Below are 21,837 nucleotides of genomic sequence, written 5' to 3' on the forward strand. Positions count from 1 at the left end.
AGCTATGGGTGAAAAGAGATTTATTGGCGATCGTGCTGGTATCAGTAGGTATCATGCGGCCTACAGCGCAAAACGTGACCCACCAGTCATGCCTAGACACCGGCATTCCGGGCCTGGCGCAGCTGTCGCCAATGGCCGAGGCGGGTGTGCAACTGCGCCAGTGTGGTAATGCCCTGTGCTCGCGCCTTGCTGAGCAGGATCAGTGCAATTTCAGCGGTAATCATGGCATCTGCAGCTGCGTTGTGCCGCTGACTGTTGTTCAGTCGGAAGTACCCGGCCCAGTCGTCCAGCGAGGCTCTGCCAAGCTCGGCTTCCGGGCAGAGCATGGGAGCCAGCTCTGCAACATCGATAAATTTGTGTCGCAGCTTGTGGCCGAGATCCAGGCGCAGTCCGCGAGTGAGCATGCGCTGATCAAAAGGGGCATGGTAGGCGAGGAAAACACACTGGCCGGCGAATTCCATGAAGTCCAGCAGCGTGGCGGCGGCGGCCCCGCCTTGCTCGATCTCGCTGGGCGAGATGCCGTGTATCAATACCGTCTCGGTCAGTGGGTGGTTAGCGCGATACAGCGTGCGCTCGAACTGCTTGCCGAAGTGAATCACACCCTGCTCGATGGCCACCGCACCGATCGAAAGGATCAGATCCCGGTGCACGTTCAGACCGCTGGTTTCAAGGTCAAGCACGACCAGACGCGTGTCATCCAGAGACGTATCGTCCAGGGGCTGTATCGGGGGCAGGGCGGCACGGCGAGCAATCTGCTCGGCAGTCAGTTTCGGCGCCCGCAGTTGTGGCAACCAGGCCAGTGCGTTCATAGCTGATACCTCAATGCCAGACTCGACTGCAAGCGCTTGGCCTGGCGAAAGGATTCGCGCAGGATGCGGCGGTCCAGATGGTTTAACGTGTCGGGGTCAACGCGGTTACTGAATGGCTCCCCGGAGCGGGCCTGTTTCTGGTGCTGCTGCATCCGTATCAGTTGAATGAAGTGGTAGGCCTCCTCATAGGCGCCAGCATCCAGCGGTTCAATCACGCCTGCGTCGCACAGTTGCCTGAACCGTTCAATGGTATTGCATTCGCTGATGCCGTTGGCCAATGCAAGCACCCGCGCACCATCGACGAAGGGCGTCAAACCCTGGGTTTTCAGGTCGAGAGTATCTTTCTCGGCACCGCTGCGAGCCAGGACGAAATCGCGGAATCGGCCAATCGGTGGGCGGAACATGAGCGCGTTCTGTGCCATCCGATTCTGGAACAGCGTATTGTTCGCCACCTTCCGGAGCACCCCATCAAACAGTTCCTGCGCGCCGGATGCATCGCCCCAGACCACCCGAAAGTCGAAGTAGATGGACGAGGACAGCAGGTTTTCTGGCGTGGTGGTGCGGATGAACTTGTCGAAGCGCTGGCCCCATTCTGCGCGCGACAGGCACAGCTCAGGGTTGTTGGCCATAATGTTGCCCTTGCACAGCGTGAAGCCGCATTGAGCCAGGGCATGATTGATGCGGTCCGCCAGGGGTAACAGCTGCTGACGAAGTTGCTCGGCCTGGGCGGCGGACTCGGCTTCAAACAGCATGCCGTTGTCCTGATCCGTGTGCAGCGTCTGTTCACTGCGCCCCTCACTGCCAAACACCAGCCAGGTGAAGGGCACAGCCGGTTCGCCATGCTTCTCGATACACAGCTCGATCACGCGACACACAGTGTGATCGTTCAACAGCGTGATGATCCGGGTGATCTGCGTCGACGAAGCCCCATGCGCCAACATGCTTTCGGCCAGGCGGCGAATATCCTCGCGCATCGCCTCCAGCGCTTCGACGTCCGCCGCTTGACGGATAGTGCGCGCTAGATGCACCAGGTCCACGCGTTGCAGGGAGAACAGATCGCGCTCGGATAACACACCGACTAGTATGTCGTCCTTGACCACGCAGACGTGGGCAATATGCCGGCTGGTCATGGCGATGGCCGCATCGAACGCGGTATGTGCCGGGGACAGATGAAAAGGTGAAGCGGTCATCACCTGGCGGATCTCGGCGTCGAGTCCAATATCGCCGTCAGCGACCATGGCGCGCAGGTCGCGCAGGGTAAAAATCCCCTGGGGACGCAGCCGTTGGTCGGTGATGATAATGCTGCCGACACTTGCTTCGTGCATGTGTTTTACCGCCTCGCGTACCGGCGTATCGGGCTGGCAGGTTACCGGTGCGCGGTTTGCCAACTCGTCGAGTCTGGTTTCCAGCGAATACTGCTCGCCCAGTTGCTCGGCCGCCTGTGCTTGCGCCTGTTGGTTCACCTGATCCAGCAGACTGCTGACACCGCGCAACGCGAAGTCTCGGAACACCATCGACAGCTTGAACAGCTTGATAAAATGCACGCGCGGCAAGGTCAGGCAAAAGCAGTCCTCGCTGGCAATGTGCTCGGTGCGCGTGGCACGTTCACCCACCAGGGCCGCCAACGGAAAGCACTCGCCGACGCCAATCTCGAAGGTGGTGTCCGGTGTTTCCTGACCCGGAATCAGACGCTCGCCGCGAATAAGCCCCTGCTTGACGATGTAGAAGTCCTGCACCACGCCTTCCTGCGGACTGATGATCGACTCACCCTTGGAGTAGAAGCGCAGCTGGCAATGCTCAACCATCCAGGCGAGATGGCTGGGCTCCATACTGTTGAATGGCGGGTATTTCTGCAGAAAGGTCATTGTGCCGTGAATGTTCTGCAGAACTGCTGTTTTACCCGCCTGCGAGAAGGCTTCTTCTTTCGTCATCGACGTGGCCTGTCAGTGGTGTATTTGCGAGTCTGCGCTGCGTGCTGCGCGGCTCCCATCCGACCTAAGTATAGGATCTACCTAAGTCTAAGCACCGACATAAGTCTAGTTTCCTTTCCAACCGCGAGGACTAGTCTTGAGGGTATTGAAAGAGGACACCTTCCATGACCCGCACCCACACCTATCAGCACGATTACCAGCAATCCATCCAGCTACCTGCTTTATTCTGGGCCGAGCAGGCCGCCGAACTGGCGTGGCATACACCGCCGTCGACGGTCATCAGCCAGGATGCTGAAGGTCAGCACCAATGGTTTGCCGATGGAAAATTGAACACCTCGTGGCTGGCGCTGGACGCCCATGTCCAGGCCGGACGAGGCAGCCAGACGGCGATCATTTATGACTCGCCGGTGACCGGCATCAAACAGCAGATTACCTATAGTGGCCTGACTGACAGCGTCGCGCGCTGCGCTGGCATGCTCCGGGAGCTGGGCGTTGCCAAGGGTGACCGCGTGGTGATCTACATGCCCATGATCCCCGAAGCGGTGATTGCCATGCTTGGCTGCGCCCGCCTGGGAGCGGTTCATTGCGTCGTGTTCGGCGGGTTTGCGCCGCATGAGCTGGCCATCCGGATCGACGACGCCCAGGCGGATGTCGTGCTGACGGCGTCCTGCGGTATAGAGGCCGACCGGCTGATTGATTACAAGCCCCTCGTAGATGCCGCCATCAGCGAAGCGGCGCATCCGGTTCGCCATTGTGTGGTGTATCAACGACCTGAATGTCCATCCCAGCTGCAAGCGGTACGTGATATCGACTGGAAACAGGCAATAGACAGTGCCGCCCCGGTGGATGCGGTGCCAGTGATGGCCACTGACCCTTTGTACGTACTCTATACCTCCGGTACGACAGGCAAGCCCAAGGGCGTCGTACGCGACAACGGCGGGCATGCCGTGGCGCTGCGTTACAGCATGCAGGCGGTTTACGGCGCACAGACCGGAGATGTGTTCTGGGCCGCGTCGGATGTGGGTTGGGTGGTGGGTCATTCGTATATCGTCTATGGCCCGCTACTCGCCGGTTGTACCACTGTTCTGTATGAAGGCAAGCCGGTGCGTACTCCGGATGCAGGGAGCTTCTGGCGAGTCTGCGCCGAATATGGCGTTAAAACGCTATTCGCCGCACCCACTGCGTTCCGTGCGATCCGCAAGGAAGATCCCGATGCCGAGCTGGCACGGCATTATGATCTGAGTCGCCTGGAACGGTTGTTCCTGGCCGGCGAAAGGCTTGATCCACCGACCTGGGACTGGCTGCAAATGCACTTTGGCATACCGGTGATCGATCACTGGTGGCAGACGGAAACCGGTTGGGCCATTGCTGCCAATCCAGCCGGCTATGAAATTCAGGATGCCAAGCCGGGCTCGGCCACCTGGCCCATGCCAGGCTATCAGCTGGAAATCCTCGATGATGACGGCCAGTCACTGGAACCAGGCGCGCAGGGAAATATCTGCTTGAAATTACCGCTGCCCCCAGGCTGTCTGACAGGGATCTGGGGCAACCCGGAACGGTACCGCGCCGGTTATCTGGAGAAGTTTCCCGGCTACTACCAGTCCGGCGACGCAGGCTACATCGACCGCGACGGCTATGTTTTTGTCATGGGTCGGACTGACGACATCATCAACGTGGCCGGGCACAGACTGTCCACCGGCGAAATGGAGGAAGTGGTGGGCTCGCATTCCGCCGTTGCCGAGTGCGCCGTAATTGGGGTCGCTGATGAGCTGAAGGGCGAACTCCCGCTGGGGCTGGTGGTACTCAAGAACGGCGTGGACATTTCCGAGCAGGAGCTCAGCGCCGAGTTGCGCACGCTTATACGTCTGGATATCGGCGCGCTGGCATGCTTTCAGGGCGCGTTGATTGTGCCCCGTCTGCCTAAAACCCGTTCCGGTAAGATTCTGCGACGGCTCATGCGTCAGATGGCCAATGGCGAGACCTACAGCATTCCGTCGACCATCGATGATCCGGGCTGTCTGGATGAACTGGCAGCCAAGCTGACCAGTGGCAAGCTGGTTGCGACGGGCTAGCACCACGGTTATCAGGGCCGGGGCCGGACAGGGTGTGTGCTTGATGCTGCATTTCACTATGCGGCCCAGTTTGCTATTGTGGCGGCAGTGAATAACGGAGTGAGCGCCGCTCGCTCTGCCCTGAGGTCTGCCGGAGACCTTTGGGAACAATACGTCTCCCGGATTTCCTGGCAAGAGGGTGGGATTTGATCAAGGTACTCGTGGTTGATGACCATGATCTGGTACGCATGGGCATCAGTCGCATGCTCAGTGATGTACCAGGGCTCATCGTCGTAGGCGAGGCCGACAGTGGAGAGTCCGCCATCGAGCAGGCCCGTGCGTTAAAGCCGGACGTAGTACTGATGGATGTACGCATGCCCGGCATCGGCGGCCTGGAAGCCACCCGCAAGCTTATCCTGCAGAACAAGGATCTCAAGGTCGTCGCGGTCACCGTGTGCGATGAAGAGCCGTTTCCCACCCGATTGATGCAGGCCGGTGGGACCGGTTATGTGACCAAGGGTGCGGCACTGGATGAGATGGTCACCGCCATTCGCAAGGTGTATGCCGGTCAGCGTTACATGAGTCCGGATATCGCCCAGCTGCTGATCACCAAGCTCTATGACCCCTCCAGCGACTGTCCCTTTGATAGTCTCTCCGAGCGTGAAATGCAGATCGCCTTGATGATTGTTAACTGCGAAAAGGTCCAGAGTATCTCCGACAAATTGTGCCTGAGCCCCAAGACCGTCAATACCTACCGTTACCGCATTTTCGAGAAGCTGAGCATACACAGCGACGTCGAGCTGGCGCTGCTTGCAGTACGCCACGGCATGATCGAAACCGTACGCTACTGAGCATGACCCATACGCACTTTGATGCGCAGGCCTTTCTGGCCACCGCAAGTAACAAGCCTGGCGTTTACCGGATGCTCGACGAGCAGGGCGCGCTGCTCTATATCGGCAAGGCAAAGAATCTCAAGAAACGCCTGGCGAGCTATTTTCGCAAGACCGGCCTGAGCCCCAAGACCGAGGCGCTGGTTGCGCGTATCCGTCAGGTCGACACCACCATCACAGCAAACGAGACCGAGGCGCTGCTGCTTGAGCAGAGCCTGATCAAGGCGTCGCGGCCGCCGTATAATATTCTGCTTCGCGACGACAAGTCTTATCCCTACGTATTTCTGTCCAGTGAGGATGACTTCCCCCGGCTCGGCCTGCACCGCGGCACAAAGAAAGCCAAAGGTCGCTATTTTGGCCCGTACCCCAGCGCCGGGGCGATTCGCGAAAGCCTTGGCCTGTTACAAAAGGCATTCAAGGTTCGCCAATGTGACGATAGCTACTACCGCAATCGCACCCGACCCTGCCTGCAGTACCAGATCAAACGCTGCAAGGGTCCCTGCGTCGGGTTGGTCGACAAACTCGAATATGATCAGGATGTCCGCCATTCGGTCATGTTTCTTGAGGGGCGCAGTAATGCGCTGGCCGATGAGCTGCATCGGACCATGGACGCTGCCGCCGAGAACCTGGATTTCGAACGCGCCGCTGAGCTGCGAGACCAGATTGCCTTGCTGCGCCGGGTGCAGGATCAGCAAAACGTTGATACCGAACACGGTAATGTCGATGTGATTGCGGCTTCGGTATCCCCAGGCGGCGCCTGCGTGCACGTCATCATGGTTCGTCAGGGCAGGGTATTGGGCAGCAAGAACCATTTTCCTCGCGTCCCTATCGAACAGACTCCAGGGGAAGTGTTGGCTGCCTTTCTGCCGCAATACTATCTGGGCGATGCCGAGCGCGAACTGCCCCGCGAGATCATCGTCAATGACATCCATGAGGATATGCCAGTTATCGCCGAAGCCCTGGCTGTCGCGCGTGGCTTTGGCGTAGCTATCAGTCACCGTGTGCGTGGCACGCGCAGTCGCTGGCAGAGCATGGCGGTGACAAACGCCGATTCGGCGCTGGCAGGCATGCTCTCCAACAAGCAGAACATGCAAGCGCGGTTTGAAGCGCTGCAGGAGGCGCTCAAGCTAGAGGAAACGCCTACGCGGCTGGAGTGCTACGACATCAGCCACTCAAGCGGTGAGGCGACGGTTGCTTCCTGCGTCGTGTTTGGGCCTGAAGGGCCAATCAAGAGTGACTACCGGCGTTTCAATATTGAAGGCGTTACCGCCGGTGATGACTATGCCGCCATGCGCCAGGCCCTGAGTCGACGCTTCAACCGACTCAAGGAAGGCGAGGGAAAGATGCCGGATATTCTCCTGGTGGACGGCGGGAAAGGGCAGATGAGCATGGCCATTGAGGTGCTCAATGAACTCATGGTGCATGAACTGACACTGCTCGGCGTGGCCAAGGGGGTTACCCGGAAGGCGGGTATGGAAACCCTGTACCTCAATGATCCGCATAATGAACTGGTATTACCCGGCAACTCGCCAGCACTGCATCTGATTCAGCAGATCCGCGACGAAGCACACCGGTTTGCCATCACAGGTCACCGGCAACGGCGCAGCAAGACACGCAATACCTCCACACTGGAGGGTATCGCAGGGGTCGGCCCGAAGCGCCGCCGTGAGCTGCTCAGGCACTTCGGTGGGCTGCAGGAACTGAAGCGCGCCAGCGCTATCGAAATTGGCAAGGCCCCCGGTATCAGTAAAAAGTTGGCGGAACAGATTTATGCCGCGCTGCATAGTGATTAGAATGCTTGCATAACCCATTTGCCGAGACTTCATGAACATTCCCAACATTTTGACCTTGCTGAGGGTCGGGCTGATCCCGGTCTTCATCCTGCTGTATTACCTCCCATATCCCTGGAGCTATCTGGCGGCTGCAGTCGTGTTCACTCTGGCGAGCCTCACTGACTGGCTGGACGGCTATCTGGCGCGCAAGCTCGAGCAAAGTACGCCGTTCGGTGCCTTCCTTGACCCGGTGGCCGACAAGTTGATGGTTGCCGTGGCGCTGGTCTTGCTGGTGCAAAGTCATGCCAACTTCTGGGTGACTGCGCCGGCAATGGTTATCATCGGTCGTGAGATCGTCATTTCCGCCCTGCGCGAGTGGATGGCCGAGCTCGGCGCACGGGCCCATGTCGCCGTTTCGCAGCTTGGCAAATACAAGACCGCCGCGCAGATGGTTGCACTGGTCGTGCTGCTGGCCAATCCGCCGGTGCTTACCAACTGGGTGATCCTTGGCTATGTGCTACTGATGATATCGGCGGTGCTGACGCTCTGGTCGATGTATGTCTATTTGCGCGCTGCCTGGCCCTACATGAGCATGGATGCCGATCAAAAGAACGACAGATAATATTTTCTGAATCAATGACTTGACAGACCGGCGCAGAAAGATAGAATGAGCGCCGTTCCAAAGCGGGAATAGCTCAGTTGGTAGAGCACGACCTTGCCAAGGTCGGGGTCGCGAGTTCGAGTCTCGTTTCCCGCTCCAGTTTTATGTTGTGTTGGTTTCGCCAATGCAGCACACCCTCAGAGGCCGGGTGGCAGAGTGGTCATGCAGCGGATTGCAAATCCGTCAACGCCGGTTCGATTCCGACCTCGGCCTCCATTATTCAGTACCTGCTGGACTTAGTACCTGCTAGCCCGGATGGCGAAACTGGTAGACGCAAGGGACTTAAAATCCCTCGGAGGCAACTCCGTGCCGGTTCGATTCCGGCTCCGGGCACCATCCCAGTACAGACGCTCCGTTCCCTCCCGCAGTCCGTTATTCAGCGTGTTCACTTCTTCCTCCTTTTGTACGCCCAGGCAATTACTACCTTCCTTGTGCTATTTCGCTCGACGCTGCAGCGGCTCTGGCATGCGGCATTGCGCGACCTGCGACAAACAACCGCGCTCTGAACCCTCCAGTTCTTATAACTATTTGATATCCATCAAGGGTGAGCTACCCTGCCGCTTGTAGCCTGAGTTCGAGCTTGGAAGAGAGTGGGGGTCTGCGATCAGACTGACATTGTTCGCTCTCGACCGGGCATTTTATGACTCTGCAGTGGCAGGGTTTCACCTGATCTGGGATTAAATCAATGAGAACCTTCCTTCTCTATATTTTCACCTTCTGCACCCTTGTAGGGCTCGGTGCGCCGGCGTTTGCCGAGCACCCCGACAATTCTGCGGATGTAAAGTACGTACCTGATGTCGTTTTCACTCTGCGAACCGATATAGCCGATGGCAAGCTGGTCTATATCAGCGAAGCGGGCCCGACCAAAGGTCAAGTTAACCCCGAGATGCGCGTCGCCGAAGGTGCTGTGGTCCAGATTAATATCCTGAATGGGGATGGCGCTCTGCATGATTTCGCAATCCCTGAGTTCGACGTGAAGTCTGACCAGATCGGCGGCAAGGGTTCAGCAACGGCTGTCGTCTTCCGTGCAAACAAAAGCGGCACATTCGAATACCTGTGTACGCTGCCCGGCCACAAGGCTGCCGGTATGTTTGGCAAGCTGATCGTGGGTGACCCCCAGGAGACGACTGCCAGCAACTTCCCCGACCTGTCGAAGAACCCAAGCGAAGTGGGCGAGCCCGTTGGCAAGCGCGAAGCGAAAGAAGTCACTTTCGACCTGGAGACCACAGAAGTTGAAGGTCGTCTGAGCGATGGCGCCAGCTACAAGTTCTGGACGTTCAACAACACCGTTCCTGGTCCGATGATGCGTGTACGGGTAGGTGACACCGTCAACATCAACATGAAGAACTCTATCGAGAGCGCTCACATCCACTCGATCGACCTGCATGCCGTGACGGGTCCTGGCGGCGGTGCGGCGGTTACTCAGGCTGCGCCTGGCCACACCAAGAGCTTCTCGTTCAAGGCTATGGCTCCCGGCCTGTATGTCTACCACTGTGCTACACCGATGGTTGCGCAACACATCACCAACGGTATGTACGGCATGATTCTGGTCGAGCCCGAAGGCGGTCTGTCCCCAGTTGATCGTGAGTACTATGTGATGCAAGGTGAGTTGTACACCGCGCAGCGTCATGGCTCTTCCGGTCTGCAGGAGTTCTCCCTGGACAAGCTGCTTGACGAGCGTCCCGAGCACATGATGTTCAACGGTTCGATGGATGCGCTGTCTGCAACGCACACTATGGAATCCGATGTCGGCGAGACTGTCCGTATCTTCTTCGGTGTCGGCGGCCCGAACCTGGTATCGAGCTTCCACGTTATCGGTGAGATCTTCGACCGTGTATACGATCAGGCGTCATTGACCAGCCCACCGCTGACTGACGTGCAAACCACCCTGGTTCCACCGGGCGGCGCCACCATGGTCGAGTTCGATACCGAATACCCAGGCAAGTACATTCTGGTTGACCACGCTCTGTCCCGCGCAGAGAAAGGTCTGGTCGGTATCCTGACCGTGAACGGCGACGCGGATGCGGAGATCTTCGAAACTGAGGAGGCAGTAGACCACGCCAGCGGTCACTGATCGCCAACGGCTACAAAGGCGCCCCGGAACCTTGTGTTCCGGGGCGTTTTTCGTTTGGGCCCATGCTCTCTGGGCGGCGAGCAAGCCATGAGCTGGTTATAACCTTCAGGTCCTTGAGCCAGATCAAGGATGCAGCCCTTGAGCGGTGATTGAATGAGTCTGCACTCATTTAATACGGGGCCTTTCATGTTTCGATACCTTATTCCAGTACTTGCCGGCTCCGCGCTACTCGGCGCAGCGGCCGTTGCCCAGGCGGCAATACCTGACGAAGCTACTCTCTACAAGAATCCTGACTGCACCTGTTGCGACGAATATGCTCGCCATCTCGAAACTCAAGGGATACAGGTGACTATTGTTGACGATGCCAATATGGGCCAGATCAAGCAAGAGGCGCGGTTGCCCTACGGGCTTGGCTCGTGCCACACGATGAAAATCGGCAACTATCATGTTGAAGGGCATGTGCCCTATGACGCCATAGCCGAACTTTTCAAGCAGCAGCCAGCCATTCACGGCATCACCCTGCCGGGAATGCCGCAGGGCAGTCCGGGTATGCCCGGGCCGCAGCTCTCGCCCTTCGAGATTCAGCAGTTTACCGATCAGCAAGCTGAACCCTTCATGACGCTGTAAGACCAGCGCTGCATGGCATTCAAGAAAGGAGCCACTATGGATTTTGCATACAGTCCCGCCACCCAGGCATTGCGCCTTCAGGTACGCGACTTCCTCGACCAGTATATCGTGCCCCGTCTGGGTCAATGGCAGCGCGAGGTTGCGGCGGGTCAGTTTCCGGTCTCTTTTATGGCCGATCTGAAGGCGCTGGCGCGGGAGGAGGGCCTGTGGAACCTGTTTCTGCCATCGCTGGCTGAAGACGAGCCAGGTAGGGGCCTGACCAATCTTGAATATGCACCTTTGGCCGAGATCATGGGCCGCGTCAGCTGGGCGTCCGAAGTCTTCAACTGCAATGCGCCGGATACCGGCAACATGGAGTTGCTGCACATGTTCGCTACCCCTGAGCAGCGCGAGCGATGGCTGCTGCCGCTGCTGCAAGGCGAGATACGTTCAGCCTTTGCCATGACCGAGCCGGATGTGGCTTCCTCTGATGCCAGCAATATTCAGACGCTGATTCGCCGGGATGGCGACGACTATGTGGTGAATGGGCGCAAATGGTTTATCACCAATGCGTCGCACCCTGACTGCAAGTTTTTGATCGTTATGGGCAAGACCGACCCGGATGGTGAAGCGCGCAAGCAGCAGAGCATGCTCATCGTGCCGCTCGATACGCCTGGCGTAGAAGTCGTGCGCAATATCCCCGTGATGCACCACGTTTCACCGGAGGGCCATAGTGAGCTGGTATTCCGTAACGTGCGAGTACCGGCGACCAATCTGCTCGGCAACGAGGGCGATGGTTTCATGATGGCCCAGGCCAGGCTCGGGCCGGGCAGGGTGCATCATTGCATGCGCGCAATCGGAATGGCCGAGCTGGCGCTCGAACTCATGGTCGATCGTGCCCAGGAGCGCCGCACCTTTGGACGCTATCTGCATCAGCACGGCAGTATTTCCGACTGGATCGCCCGTTCACGGATGGAAATTGAGCAGGCTCGGCTGTTGGTGCTGAAAACCGCCTGGATGATCGACCAGAGCGGCGCACGTGAGGCCCGTCGCGAGATCGCAATGATCAAGGCGGTGGTGCCAACCATGCTCAGCAATGTCATCGATCGTGCCATGCAGGTATTTGGCGCGATGGGACTGACCCCGGACACACCCTTGGCCGATTTGTGGATCAGCTCCCGCGCGTTACGCATTGCAGACGGCCCTGATGAGGTACACCTGCGCAGTATCGCTCGAATGGAGATTGCAGCAGGTCAGGAGCGTCGCGGTAGCAGCAGCGATTATCTGACGCCGCCTGACGTGCTTCGCACGGACCACAAGCACTGACCATCCGGATCGGTGCTCGAGCGGCGCATATGCGCCGCTCGAGCACCGATGCCTTGATCGTGATCAAGGCCGGCTGACCGGAATAAGCGCAGAGTGGCTCGCGATTCAAATTATCAGGGAGCCATTATGCAACTGGTCTGTCCAGCAGGCAGCCTGCCCGCACTGAAATCGGCGCTGCGTCAGGGTGCTGATGCTGTCTATACCGGCTTTCGCGACGACACTAACGCACGTCATTTCGCTGGCCTTAATTTTACTGACAAACAATTACAGAGCGGTGTAGACCTGGTTCGCCAGAAAGGGCGCAAGATCTATATTGCGGTCAATACTTATGCCTTGCCTGATGGCTGGGCGCGCTGGCGGCGGGCAGTCGATCACGCTGCGGATCTGGGCGTGGATGCACTGATCGCGGCGGACCCCGGCGTGCTGGGTTATGCGGCGAAACATCATCCCAAACTCAATTTGCACCTCTCCGTGCAGGGTTCGGCTACCAATGCCGCTGCCTTGCAGTACTACCATGAACATTACGGTATCCGCCGAGCGGTACTGCCCCGGGTGCTATCGCTGAACCAGGTGCGTCAGGTAGCCGAGGCGAGTCCGGTGCCGGTTGAAGTCTTCGCATTCGGCAGCTTATGCATCATGGCGGAAGGACGCTGCCACCTGTCTTCCTACGTCACGGGTGAATCACCGAACCTCTCCGGAGTGTGTTCGCCGGCCAGTGCTGTGCGCTGGAATCAGGAAAAGGATGTGCTGAGCTCGCGCCTGAATGACGTACTGATAGACCGGTACGAAGAGGGCGAAGCGGCAGGCTACCCGACGCTGTGCAAAGGTCGCTTCATGGTCAACGGCAAACGTTTTCATGCCCTGGAGGAACCTACCAGCCTGAATACCCTGGATCTGATACCGCAATTGACTGCGATCGGGGTGACGGCTGTGAAGATCGAGGGTCGCCAGCGCAGTCCGGCTTATGTCGAGCAGGTGACGGGCGTCTGGCGCCAGGCGCTGGACCGCTATGCCGCCAATCCACAGGCCTATTCTGTGGAGTCTGCGTGGATGCAGGCACTCGACAAGGTTTCAGAAGGCAGTCAAACCACCCTGGGTGCTTATCACCGCGCCTGGCAGTAAAGGGGAGAGAAATGAAATTAACACTGGGTCCTATCCTGTTCTACTGGACGCGGCAACAGATCATGGATTTCTATGCCAACGTTGCCAGCGAGCCGTTGGATGTCATCTATATCGGCGAAACGGTGTGCTCCAAACGCCGCGCTTTATCACTGGACGACTGGCTGGAACTGGCGCGCGATCTGCGCAGCGAGAGCGGTGCTCAGGTCGTGATTTCAGGTCTGGCGCTGATCGAGGCAGCCTCTGAGTTGTCCGGGCTGCGCCGCTTGTGCGACAACGGCGACATCATGGTCGAAGCCAATGATATGGCTGCAGTGCATTACCTCACCAGCAAAGGCGTTGAGTTTGTCGGTGGCTCATCGCTCAATCTGTATAACGCGCTGGCGCTGCAACAATTGACCGAGCAGGGCATGGTCCGCTGGGTGCCGCCGGTGGAATGCTCCGGTGAGCTGATCCGGGCAGTAATGCATCAGGCGGCAGAAGAGGGATTCACCCTGCCCGAAATCGAGGTATTTGCCTGGGGCCATTTGCCGCTCGCCTATTCGGCGCGCTGCTTCACCGCTCGAGCAGAGAATCGGCCCAAGGATGACTGCGGGTTCATCTGCCAGGAGTATCCCGACGGTCTGCCAATGACCAGCCAGGAAGACCAGGCACTCTTCACCCTGAACGGTATCCAGACCATGTCCGCCGGCGTGAGCAACCTGCTCGCCGAATACCCGCGCATGCGTGATATGGGTATCGACGCGCTGCGGATAAGCCCCGCCTCAAACGGAACACTGGAGATTATTCGAACCTTCGATCAGGTTAGACGTGGCGCTCAGCCGCCGCTGGCGATCGACGGTTGCAATGGCTACTGGTACGGCGAGCCGGGCATGCTGAGAGTAGAGGAGGCGGGTTTATGTTGAACCTGGCAAAGCTGGTGCTGCGGGCTGGTGATCCCTTGCTACCCTTGAGCCGCCACGTGCCATTCAGGTTGCAGAGACTGGTGATCGAGAAGGTCATGTCGCAGGTGTTTGCCGAGCCGGTTGCTGACGGTGAGTTCGATTGCCTGCGAGGACGCTGGTTACGGCTGGAAGTGTCAGATCTGGGTATGGCCTGGAACGTAACCCGCACAGACGCTGGCCTTCGGTTGGATCGTCACGCGCCGACCGACTTGTGCATTAGGGGTAATTGGCGCGAATTTCTGCTGTTGGCCAGCCGTCAGGAAGATCCCGACACCCTGTTTTTCCGTCGTCGCCTGATTATTGAAGGTGATACCGAGCTGGGCCTGGAAATCAAGAACCTGATGGACAGCCTGGACCCCGATCGTTTGCCACCGCGATTGTGGCAGCTGATTCAGTGGCTGGGGGCCGGGGCGTCCGGAATTGACCCAGGTCAAGGAGGGGCCCAGCACACAGCATGACAATGGCAAGGGTCTGATGGCGCTCCGTCGCGGCCGCGATGAAGCATCAATAGACCCTTTGGAGGTATTAATGTCTGCTGCAAAAAATTCCCCGCTTATCTATTCCTGCTCGGGCTGTTCCAACGTGGCGCAGCTCGCCAATACTCTCGCTCTGCGTATCGATCGCGCCGGGATTGCCGAGATGTCCTGCATTGCTGGTGTCGGCGGCAAGGTTGCACCGCTGGTAAAAACAGCTCAATCGGGCCGCCAGATAATCGCGGTGGACGGCTGCAAATTGCAATGTGCCAAAGCTTGCCTGAACAACGTTGGCGTCGAACCCGAGATTCACGTGTTACTCAGTGACTTCGGTGTACGTAAACGATTTGGTGAAGATTGCACGCCGGAGCAAGCTGATGAGCTGGAGGTGCAGATTGTGGAGTTGATTCATAACAGTCGCCCTCAGGACGAGGCTGTCTGAACTATCGGCTGGAAGCCTCAGCTCTCAAAACGCTGCGCTGAAATTTCGGAGCTAACTGCCCGCCATCTGTCAGGGACTCCGCAAGACGCCGTGAACCCATCCCTGGGGGCTTGACGAAAACATCCCTGTTTTCAACACTTGCTTCACCCTGACAGTCGGCGGGCTTGGTCGAGCGTCGGTGTGGCATAGAGATTAAGACCGATTTTCAGGATTCTGCCGGCAACACGAATCTCTAGGGCGGAGCGAGGCGATAGGGTTGCGATGACCGTTCGATGACATGGATGTCATCGGCGAGCTTACAGGGACGTACTTGCAGCGTGTCAGCGCAGCCCTGTCGGCTCGCGGATGCTGACTCAAAACTCAAAACAATACTGCGCAGCGATTGCCGAGCTAGCAGGCTCCGTAAGGTTTGCGTGGCTGAGAATCTGGCGTAGCGCAGGCGCGCTACACCCCCAGGGTGGGCGAGCACACTTGAGCCGATCCTCTATGCCAGGTTCTGCTCTACCACCCATACCGCTGCTTCAGTCCTCGAACGCATGCCCAGTTTGTTCAGAACACGTTTGACGTGCACCTTCACCGTACCTTCACTTATATCCAGTTCACGGGCGATCATCTTGTTACTTTGGCCCTTGGCGATCTGACGTAGCACGTCTCTTTCCCGGCGGGTGAGGTTAGCCTGTGGTTCTGACGCTTCAGCCTCCGGGCGTTTGCGGATAGCCTCGGCCAGCACCATGGTCAGTTCGGCGCTGAGTGCCAACTTGCCCCGCGCGGCCAGACGAATTTGTTCTACCAGTTGCTCGGCATCCATATCCTTCAGCAAATACCCGTCAGCACCGCTGCGCAGCGCTTCCAGCACATCGCCATGGTCATCTGATACGGTGAAAAATATGATGCGCGCATCAATCTGTTCCTGGCGCATCTGCCGGAGAATCTCCAGTCCGCCCATCCCGGGCATGTTCAGATCCAGTAAAATCAAGTCAGGCTCGAGTTCATGGGCTAGGCGAATGGCATCGGCACCGTTGCCTGCTTCGCCGGCCGGATCGAGATCAGCCTCCATGGCCAGCAGATCACGTAAGCCGCGTCGCATCATGGGGTGATCGTCGACAAGCAGAATGCGGATAGTCTCTACTTCATTCATATACTGCGTGTTCCTGTTTCGGGACAGCTATTCGATAAGCCGGCGGAAATTGCGCCAGAATTTGCGTTCCAAAGTCCATCCGGCGAGCGATCTCCAGCGTACCGCCGAGGCTATTGGCACGCTCGCGCAAAATGCTCAGGCCGTAATGACCTTCCGGAGAAGTCATGTCTGGTATGCCAATACCGTCGTCCTCGATCGACAAGGACACTATGCCATTGTCGTCCTGTCGCAGCGTAATCCAGCAGTGGTCTGCCTGTGCGTGCTTGAGAACATTGCTCATGGCTTCGCGGGCAATCTGCAGGCAGTGCACTTCTTCATTTGGGGTGAGTGGGCAATGATCGAGCTGATAATCCAGATTGATCTGGATACCGGAGTTACGACTGAATTCCTTTACCGTCGCCTGCAGCGCAGGCTTGAGCCCGGGCTCGTTGACCTGGATGCGGAAGGTGGTCAGCAATTCGCGTAACTGGCGATACGCCGCAGATAAGCCCTGTTCGATTTGTTCGCGAGTCTCGGCGAGCTCCTCCGGCCCGCAGCCCAGTTCGACCTGACGTTTGAGCCTGGCCAGCTGCAGCTTCTGCGCCGAGAGCGCCTGAGCCAGCGAGTCATGAAGCTCGCGGGCAATCACCGCACGCTCTTCCATCAAAGCCAGACGCGCCTGATGCTGGCCGAGATTTGCCAGACTCAGTGAGGCGGCGTACAGGTCCGCCAGAGTCACCAGTACCCGCTCCTGCCAGGGCAATAGCGGTTCATTCGCGGACTGTTCAACGCGCAGACTGCCGAAGTGAGTATGTCTGGAATGCAGGGTGAAACTGGTTAGCTGGCTGCCATGGCCGAGCAACGCGCCAGGCAGCTCCGCTGGACATTCTGCACAGCTGGATAAACGGCAGTAATGCGGTGGCTCGACGCCTTCGGAGGTCACAGCGGCATAATTGCCTGCCCCTGCGCCGCTGTTCAAACACAAGGAAACCGGGCCGCATCCGAGCGCCTGTCTCACCCCTGCCAGGGAGCGGGCCATCATGCGTACCGGGTCGTCCGGTTGGTTATAGAGCATCCGGGCACTGTCAAAGAGCAGGTGCAAGGCGGCGTTGCTGCGCGTCAGCTCGGCAGTCTTGTCGTTGACCTTGGACTCCATATCCGCGTAGAGCCCCGCGAGCTCTTCGTTCATCCTGTTCAGTGTGCGGGCGAGTAGATCGAGCTCGGTTCCGCTGCCAAGCCTGATTCGGCCGCTGAAATCCCCGTGGCTGACCTGGTGCGCGAGGGTGGTGAGCTGCCGCAAGGGTCCGGCAAGGTGCCGTCGGAGATCAAAAATCAGTAGGCAGGCGCTCAGCAGTACAACCAAAAGGGTTCCTAGCTGGATCGCATGAATCACTGCCAGATTACGCTCGGAGAGGCGCTGCAAGTTCGTAACAATGCCGTCCAGCAGATCGACAAAAACCGGCACCTGATCTCGAAAAACCTGCCTCGAGGATTGCGCCGAGGGTTCGGCAACTAGGAGCAGCGGGCGCATACTTTGTTGCCATTGGTTAACGACTGCCGCATGCAGCGCTGGCAGCGCAGAAGCGTCATGGCGTTTCAGCGCTGACTGCAACACCGCCGATTGCAGAGTGGTGTCCAGTAGCTCTATGTCGGCCTGCAGCCGGGCTGGTTCGGAGTCTGCCGTGGCTGTCAGTCGCCAGGCCTGCATGCGCAAGCTGCCTGCGACGTTGATCGCCTCGGCATCGCCCTCCAGCGCCTCGGTCATGTAGGTGTTGCCCAGTATCCCAAGCAGCGTGAAACAGATGATGGTCGCGCAGGCGATAATCGCCCTGGATACGATCGAATGGCGTGGTTCGAAGGCCGGAGTATCGGGAAAGTCTCTGGCGTTGGGTGTGTCTTTATTCATGTCTTATCTTGTGCGTTTGGGTCGCGGAGGAACCCCGACGATAACAGACCATCATACGAGCGCACCTCTATAAAAACAGCGCCATGCTAGTGAGAACCAGGAACAACCAGCCACTGACAATTGCCCGGAACAATTTTGGCCCGCGCGCCAGTCCCATGAAATGGTCAATCAGCCATTGTCCCTTGATCGCGCTTAACAAAATGATTGTCCAAAGAAGCCAAGTGCCCTCGGTGTAATGCCCCAGCCACCAGCCCAATCCGGTAAGAGCGAGCAGGGATAGCCAGCCGAACGTCAATTTAGTGGTCATGCGTACCTCACGGCAGAATGTAGAGCAGTGGAAACAGCATCAGCCATACCAGGTCGACCATGTGCCAGTAGCTGGCTGCCGAGTCCGCGGCCATCCGCCGGGTTTCGGCAGTCTGATAGACCTGCCGCTGCCAACGTCTGGCGACGACCAACAGAATCACCATGCCCAGTACCACATGCATCAAGTGAAAGAAGGTCGTAAAAAAGTAGAAAAAATAGAAGGTATTGGTGCGCAAGTTATATCCGGCGTTGAATAGCTGAACGTATTCCACACTCTTGACCACCACATAAAACACGCCGCTGAGCGCACCCCAGAAGAACCAGACCGGCAGTTTTTCCAACCGCCTCTCACGGACCGCGGCCACGCCGCGCGCGACCGCATAACTGCCGGTGAGCAGGGCCAGCGTGTTGATCAACCCGGCCTCCGGATGCAGGGTGGCGACACCGGCGCTGAACATTTCCGGCCAGGTGCCACGGGCGAAGGCCATCCCGCCAAGCAGCAGGGCAAAGACGGCCAGCTCCGCGAAGATGAAGAACCACATCGCCAGGTCGCCGGGTATTTCCTCCTCTGTTACCGCCTCACTCAGCGGCAGGTTTATTCGCTCCGGCGCATTCATGGTGTCCGTCCGGTCAAGAGCAAATACAGTTGGGGCAAAAGTGCTGGCAGGTCGGCGGCCTTTTGCAGCAGATGGAAACGCTGCGGACCAAACAGGTAGGGCAGGTAATCGGCCGCTTCCTGGTCGATGGTCACGCAAAAGGGTTCCAGACCGGCGCGTCGCGCCTCGATCAAGGCGTGACGGGTATCTTCCATCCCGTAGCGACCTTCATACAGGTCGAGGTCGTTCGGCTTGCCATCAGTCAGCAACAGCAGTAGCCGTTGCTCGGCTGGCTGCTCCTTGAGGATCTCGGTTGCCTGGCGGATGGCTGCGCCCATGCGGGTGTAATAGCCAGGCCGCAAAGCCTGAATACGGCCATGGATCGGTGCACCCCAGGGTTCGGCGAAATTCTTGATCAGGCTGTAGCGCACGTGATCGCGCCGGCGTGAGGAGAACCCGTACATGGCGAAGGAATCATCCCCGGCATCCAGGGCTTCGCCGAGCAATTCGAGACTGTCCCGAACCACATCGATGACCTGGTGTTCGTTATCAGCATAGGCCTCAGTGGACAAAGAGAGATCAGCCAGGACCAGACAGGCAAGATCACGCTGCTGCGGAGACTGCTGGCGCCATAACGCGGGCTGGGCGTTGGCTTCGCCGCGCTGACGCGCGGTGGCGAAATTAATGCAGGCCTCCATGTCGAGTACCGGGCCGGTTGTCTGGCGTTTGTTCCAACCTTGCTGAGGGCGCAACGCTTCGAAACGGCGGCGCAATTCTGCGGCGAGCGGTTGCAGGCGTGAGGGCAGCTCGCAGGGCACGGCGTTTTTCGGCAGCATGGGTATCACCTTGCAGTGCCGGGGAATCAACAGCTCCTTGCGCCAGTCCCATTCGGGCAACAGACAGCCTTCGCCTAGCGGGATGTCATCCTCGGCGGCGGAGGGCAGATCCAGATCCAGACGCAGACGGGACGCACCGGCGTCACCGTGGCGCGACAGGGTCAGGTGGTCCAGGTCTTCGGCGACGCGATCGGCATCATCGTCGTCGCTGTCGTCGACGGTACGGTCCACGGGTACAAACTCGGACCAGGAAAACAGGCTTTCCAGGCGGAACACGATCAGCCCGTCGCGCCCCTCTATGTCATCAACGAATTCCGCGCGCTTGCGTCCCTTGCCCTGCTTGGGCTTGGCCGGGACAGTGCTGGTTCCATCGCCTTCATCGGTGCGTGACACCGCAGCCTGGTCCTGATGCAGGGCCGGATACAGCCACAGGGGTACGGGCAAAGGATCGCCATCGGCTGCGGGCAGCGCGGGCTGACTGCCGGGTTCCAGTATGGCTGCCTGCAGACACCGCTCACGGTGGGCCTGCGCCGCAGACAGCGTATTCAGTGACGGGCGCAGTGCTACCAGCTCGGAAGCCAGACGTTCATAGAGTGAGACCAGCCCGGGGAAGCGCTGGAGGGTGGCGGCGACCTGTGTCTGGTTCCACTCCAGCCACTCGCCGCTGGCCGGAGCGCCGCTCTGGCTGGCCAGGGCGACCAGCCAGAGGTACAGGTCATTATTCAGCGCCACCGTTGGATAGGTCTGGATCACCGCAGGCAGGCGCACGCTATCGTGATCGCGCCATGCCATGGCGTACTGTCGGCCGGTGCCGGCGATTTTCTCAAGCCAGTGACGCGGCGGCTTGAAGGCGCGCTCGGTAGCGGCCTTGATCACCAGACCAGGATCGCCGCCCAGCGCGCGGAACACCATGGCCAGCCGAGGACCCTGGTCCTCAAGGCGAACCTGAGCTTCGGGGTAGCTGGTACGCGCCAGGCGCGTTACCAGATTGTGCCAGCGCATGCCTACGAGTTCTTCCATCGTTCAGTCCTTCTCGATCACGTGGATTTTGGTACTGGGTTGCTTGTCCATGACGAGGGCGTTATCGCCACTGGTCCAATGGAGAAGCGAACCGGCGGGGTTGTTGGCCTGAACCTGCGAGCAGGTCTGGACGCACACTCCGCACTGAGTGCAGGTAATCTTGTGACGCTTCATGCCGCGTGGCGGCAGGCGCATCGGGCAAGCCTTGTCACAGGCATTGCAGTCGCGGCAATCTCGGGCGCGTTCGCGCTTGAAACCGATCACCATGGCGCGGCTGTTCACCGCCCAGATCAAACTCTGGAAGATGCCCACGGCGCAGCCGTATTTGCAGAAATAATGCCGGGCCAGGGCAAATTCGATGCTGAACAGGGCGGTGCCGATACCGATGAAAAACCAGTGCCAGGTCGGCAGATTCAGACTTGCCAGCCCTGTCCACAAAGGCACCGGTGGGACCAGGTAGCTCAACAGCGTGATGGCCCAGAGTGCCGATCCGCCCAGTACCATCACGGACATGACCAGGCGTGCGCCTGCCCGTCGGGGGGCAGAGGGCTTTTCCCATACAGAGCGCCGTCCAAGCCAGCGGGCCATCAGGCCGTCGATCCATTCAACCATCGAAAAATGCGGACATAGCCAGCCGCAATACAGACGTCCCCAGCGCCAGACGACCCAGAGCAGCACGCCCAGGGTCAGCAGAATGGGCAAGCCCAGACGCAGCAGCAGGTGGAGGGTGATGGAGGTGGGATCAAGGGCGCTGGTCTGGGGATCAAGCCCCAGGGTCCAGTCCATGGTCAGAAAAACAAAATGGCCCCTGCTCAGATCGAGACGAAACAGATCCAGTACAGGTGCCACAAGAAAGAGGGTAAAAAAAGCGCTGCGACTGATTCGGCGAAGGGTTGCAAGCTTCATGTTGTCTTCGCCTCAGTCAGGTTGGTGGGTAGGGCGGTGCTGGCAGTGGAAA

General features: G+C 58.8%; 19 protein-coding genes and 3 tRNA genes. 14 read left to right on the forward strand and 8 right to left on the reverse strand.

Going from position 1 to position 21,837, the window contains the following annotated elements; genetic code table 11:
* Positions 1–92: 92 nt before the first annotated feature.
* Together FHK95_RS12130 and FHK95_RS12135 are read right to left on the reverse strand one after the other, a co-directional pair.
* Positions 93–809 carry a 3'-5' exonuclease gene (locus FHK95_RS12130; protein WP_150304898.1) on the reverse strand — a complete coding sequence of 239 codons (717 nt, stop codon included), beginning with the start codon at positions 807–809 and terminating at the stop codon, positions 93–95.
* A complete protein-coding gene (locus FHK95_RS12135; RefSeq protein ID WP_150304899.1) occupies positions 806–2,740 on the reverse strand; it encodes a putative nucleotidyltransferase substrate binding domain-containing protein in 1,935 nt (644 codons plus the stop codon). The genes FHK95_RS12130 and FHK95_RS12135 overlap by 4 nt, the downstream gene beginning before the upstream one ends.
* 164 nt (positions 2,741–2,904) lie before the next feature.
* On the opposite strand from FHK95_RS12135, the gene FHK95_RS12140 reads away from it, so the two are divergent.
* The 14 genes from FHK95_RS12140 (at position 2,905) to FHK95_RS12205 (ending at position 15,098) form a co-directional block, all read left to right on the forward strand.
* Positions 2,905–4,812, forward strand: a complete 1,908-nt coding sequence (locus tag FHK95_RS12140; RefSeq protein ID WP_150304900.1) for a propionyl-CoA synthetase — start codon at positions 2,905–2,907, stop codon at positions 4,810–4,812.
* Positions 4,813–4,997: 185 nt separating this feature from the next.
* Entirely contained in the window at positions 4,998–5,642 is a 645-nt protein-coding gene (uvrY, locus tag FHK95_RS12145) for a UvrY/SirA/GacA family response regulator transcription factor (RefSeq protein ID WP_150304901.1), read from the forward strand.
* A gap of 2 nt (positions 5,643–5,644) precedes the next feature.
* Entirely contained in the window at positions 5,645–7,474 is a 1,830-nt protein-coding gene (uvrC, locus tag FHK95_RS12150) for an excinuclease ABC subunit UvrC (RefSeq protein ID WP_150304902.1), read from the forward strand.
* A 31-nt stretch (positions 7,475–7,505) separates the two neighbouring features.
* Positions 7,506–8,075, forward strand: a complete 570-nt coding sequence (pgsA, locus tag FHK95_RS12155) for a CDP-diacylglycerol--glycerol-3-phosphate 3-phosphatidyltransferase (protein ID WP_150304903.1) — start codon at positions 7,506–7,508, stop codon at positions 8,073–8,075.
* Between the two features lie 62 nt (positions 8,076–8,137).
* Positions 8,138–8,213: transfer RNA gene (locus FHK95_RS12160), tRNA-Gly, on the forward strand.
* 43 nt (positions 8,214–8,256) lie between these two features.
* Positions 8,257–8,330, forward strand: a tRNA-Cys gene (locus FHK95_RS12165).
* A gap of 33 nt (positions 8,331–8,363) precedes the next feature.
* A tRNA-Leu gene (locus tag FHK95_RS12170) sits at positions 8,364–8,450 on the forward strand.
* A gap of 349 nt (positions 8,451–8,799) precedes the next feature.
* A complete protein-coding gene (gene nirK, locus FHK95_RS12175; protein WP_178114782.1) occupies positions 8,800–10,188 on the forward strand; it encodes a copper-containing nitrite reductase in 1,389 nt (462 codons plus the stop codon).
* A gap of 186 nt (positions 10,189–10,374) precedes the next feature.
* Positions 10,375–10,815, forward strand: a complete 441-nt coding sequence (locus FHK95_RS12180) for a DUF411 domain-containing protein (RefSeq protein ID WP_150304904.1) — start codon at positions 10,375–10,377, stop codon at positions 10,813–10,815.
* Positions 10,816–10,851: 36 nt separating this feature from the next.
* Positions 10,852–12,120: an acyl-CoA dehydrogenase family protein gene (locus FHK95_RS12185; protein WP_150304905.1), complete on the forward strand. Its 1,269-nt coding sequence runs from the start codon at positions 10,852–10,854 to the stop codon at positions 12,118–12,120.
* 126 nt (positions 12,121–12,246) lie between these two features.
* Entirely contained in the window at positions 12,247–13,242 is a 996-nt protein-coding gene (gene ubiU / locus FHK95_RS12190; RefSeq protein WP_150304906.1) for a ubiquinone anaerobic biosynthesis protein UbiU, read from the forward strand.
* A gap of 11 nt (positions 13,243–13,253) precedes the next feature.
* A complete protein-coding gene (locus FHK95_RS12195) occupies positions 13,254–14,144 on the forward strand; it encodes a U32 family peptidase (protein WP_150304907.1) in 891 nt (296 codons plus the stop codon).
* A complete protein-coding gene (gene ubiT / locus FHK95_RS12200) occupies positions 14,138–14,641 on the forward strand; it encodes a ubiquinone anaerobic biosynthesis accessory factor UbiT (protein ID WP_150304908.1) in 504 nt (167 codons plus the stop codon). Before FHK95_RS12195 ends, ubiT begins: the two co-directional genes overlap by 7 nt.
* A 70-nt stretch (positions 14,642–14,711) precedes the next feature.
* A complete protein-coding gene (locus tag FHK95_RS12205) occupies positions 14,712–15,098 on the forward strand; it encodes a putative zinc-binding protein (protein WP_150304997.1) in 387 nt (128 codons plus the stop codon).
* Between the two features lie 484 nt (positions 15,099–15,582).
* On the opposite strand, the gene narL is transcribed toward FHK95_RS12205, so the two are convergent.
* From narL to FHK95_RS12235, 6 genes are all read right to left on the reverse strand, one after another.
* Positions 15,583–16,236 carry a two-component system response regulator NarL gene (gene narL, locus FHK95_RS12210; RefSeq protein ID WP_150304909.1) on the reverse strand — a complete coding sequence of 218 codons (654 nt, stop codon included), beginning with the start codon at positions 16,234–16,236 and terminating at the stop codon, positions 15,583–15,585.
* Entirely contained in the window at positions 16,229–18,121 is a 1,893-nt protein-coding gene (locus FHK95_RS12215) for a histidine kinase (protein WP_150304910.1), read from the reverse strand. Before FHK95_RS12215 ends, narL begins: the two co-directional genes overlap by 8 nt.
* Before the next feature lie 67 nt (positions 18,122–18,188).
* Positions 18,189–18,428 (reverse strand): cytochrome C oxidase subunit IV family protein, encoded by a 240-nt coding sequence (locus FHK95_RS12220; RefSeq protein WP_150304911.1) that lies wholly within the window; start codon positions 18,426–18,428, stop codon positions 18,189–18,191.
* A gap of 7 nt (positions 18,429–18,435) precedes the next feature.
* A complete protein-coding gene (locus FHK95_RS12225; RefSeq protein ID WP_150304912.1) occupies positions 18,436–19,044 on the reverse strand; it encodes a cytochrome c oxidase subunit 3 in 609 nt (202 codons plus the stop codon).
* Entirely contained in the window at positions 19,041–20,879 is a 1,839-nt protein-coding gene (locus tag FHK95_RS12230) for a nitric oxide reductase activation protein NorD (RefSeq protein WP_150304913.1), read from the reverse strand. Before FHK95_RS12230 ends, FHK95_RS12225 begins: the two co-directional genes overlap by 4 nt.
* Before the next feature lie 3 nt (positions 20,880–20,882).
* Positions 20,883–21,785: a 4Fe-4S binding protein gene (locus FHK95_RS12235; RefSeq protein WP_150304914.1), complete on the reverse strand. Its 903-nt coding sequence runs from the start codon at positions 21,783–21,785 to the stop codon at positions 20,883–20,885.
* Positions 21,786–21,837 lie beyond the last annotated feature (52 nt).

Origin of the sequence: Pseudomonas saliphila, from assembly GCF_008638345.1 — a bacterium.
GTDB lineage: Bacteria > Pseudomonadota > Gammaproteobacteria > Pseudomonadales > Pseudomonadaceae > Halopseudomonas > Halopseudomonas saliphila.

Bases quoted from the DNA above. Each gene is read 5' to 3' on its own strand.
- nirK (WP_178114782.1), top strand. From the start codon at position 8,800: ATGAGAACCTTCCTTCTCTATATTTTCACCTTCTGCACCCTTGTAGGG.
- FHK95_RS12220 (WP_150304911.1), bottom strand. From the start codon at position 18,428: ATGACCACTAAATTGACGTTCGGCTGGCTATCCCTGCTCGCTCTTACC.
- ubiU (WP_150304906.1), top strand. From the start codon at position 12,247: ATGCAACTGGTCTGTCCAGCAGGCAGCCTGCCCGCACTGAAATCGGCG.
- FHK95_RS12130 (WP_150304898.1), bottom strand. From the start codon at position 809: ATGAACGCACTGGCCTGGTTGCCACAACTGCGGGCGCCGAAACTGACT.
- pgsA (WP_150304903.1), top strand. From the start codon at position 7,506: ATGAACATTCCCAACATTTTGACCTTGCTGAGGGTCGGGCTGATCCCG.
- FHK95_RS12195 (WP_150304907.1), top strand. From the start codon at position 13,254: ATGAAATTAACACTGGGTCCTATCCTGTTCTACTGGACGCGGCAACAG.
- FHK95_RS12235 (WP_150304914.1), bottom strand. From the start codon at position 21,785: ATGAAGCTTGCAACCCTTCGCCGAATCAGTCGCAGCGCTTTTTTTACC.
- FHK95_RS12230 (WP_150304913.1), bottom strand. From the start codon at position 20,879: ATGGAAGAACTCGTAGGCATGCGCTGGCACAATCTGGTAACGCGCCTG.
- FHK95_RS12140 (WP_150304900.1), top strand. From the start codon at position 2,905: ATGACCCGCACCCACACCTATCAGCACGATTACCAGCAATCCATCCAG.
- ubiT (WP_150304908.1), top strand. From the start codon at position 14,138: ATGTTGAACCTGGCAAAGCTGGTGCTGCGGGCTGGTGATCCCTTGCTA.
- uvrC (WP_150304902.1), top strand. From the start codon at position 5,645: ATGACCCATACGCACTTTGATGCGCAGGCCTTTCTGGCCACCGCAAGT.
- FHK95_RS12185 (WP_150304905.1), top strand. From the start codon at position 10,852: ATGGATTTTGCATACAGTCCCGCCACCCAGGCATTGCGCCTTCAGGTA.
- FHK95_RS12180 (WP_150304904.1), top strand. From the start codon at position 10,375: ATGTTTCGATACCTTATTCCAGTACTTGCCGGCTCCGCGCTACTCGGC.
- FHK95_RS12135 (WP_150304899.1), bottom strand. From the start codon at position 2,740: ATGACGAAAGAAGAAGCCTTCTCGCAGGCGGGTAAAACAGCAGTTCTG.
- FHK95_RS12205 (WP_150304997.1), top strand. From the start codon at position 14,712: ATGTCTGCTGCAAAAAATTCCCCGCTTATCTATTCCTGCTCGGGCTGT.
- FHK95_RS12215 (WP_150304910.1), bottom strand. From the start codon at position 18,121: ATGAATAAAGACACACCCAACGCCAGAGACTTTCCCGATACTCCGGCC.
- FHK95_RS12225 (WP_150304912.1), bottom strand. From the start codon at position 19,044: ATGAATGCGCCGGAGCGAATAAACCTGCCGCTGAGTGAGGCGGTAACA.
- narL (WP_150304909.1), bottom strand. From the start codon at position 16,236: ATGAATGAAGTAGAGACTATCCGCATTCTGCTTGTCGACGATCACCCC.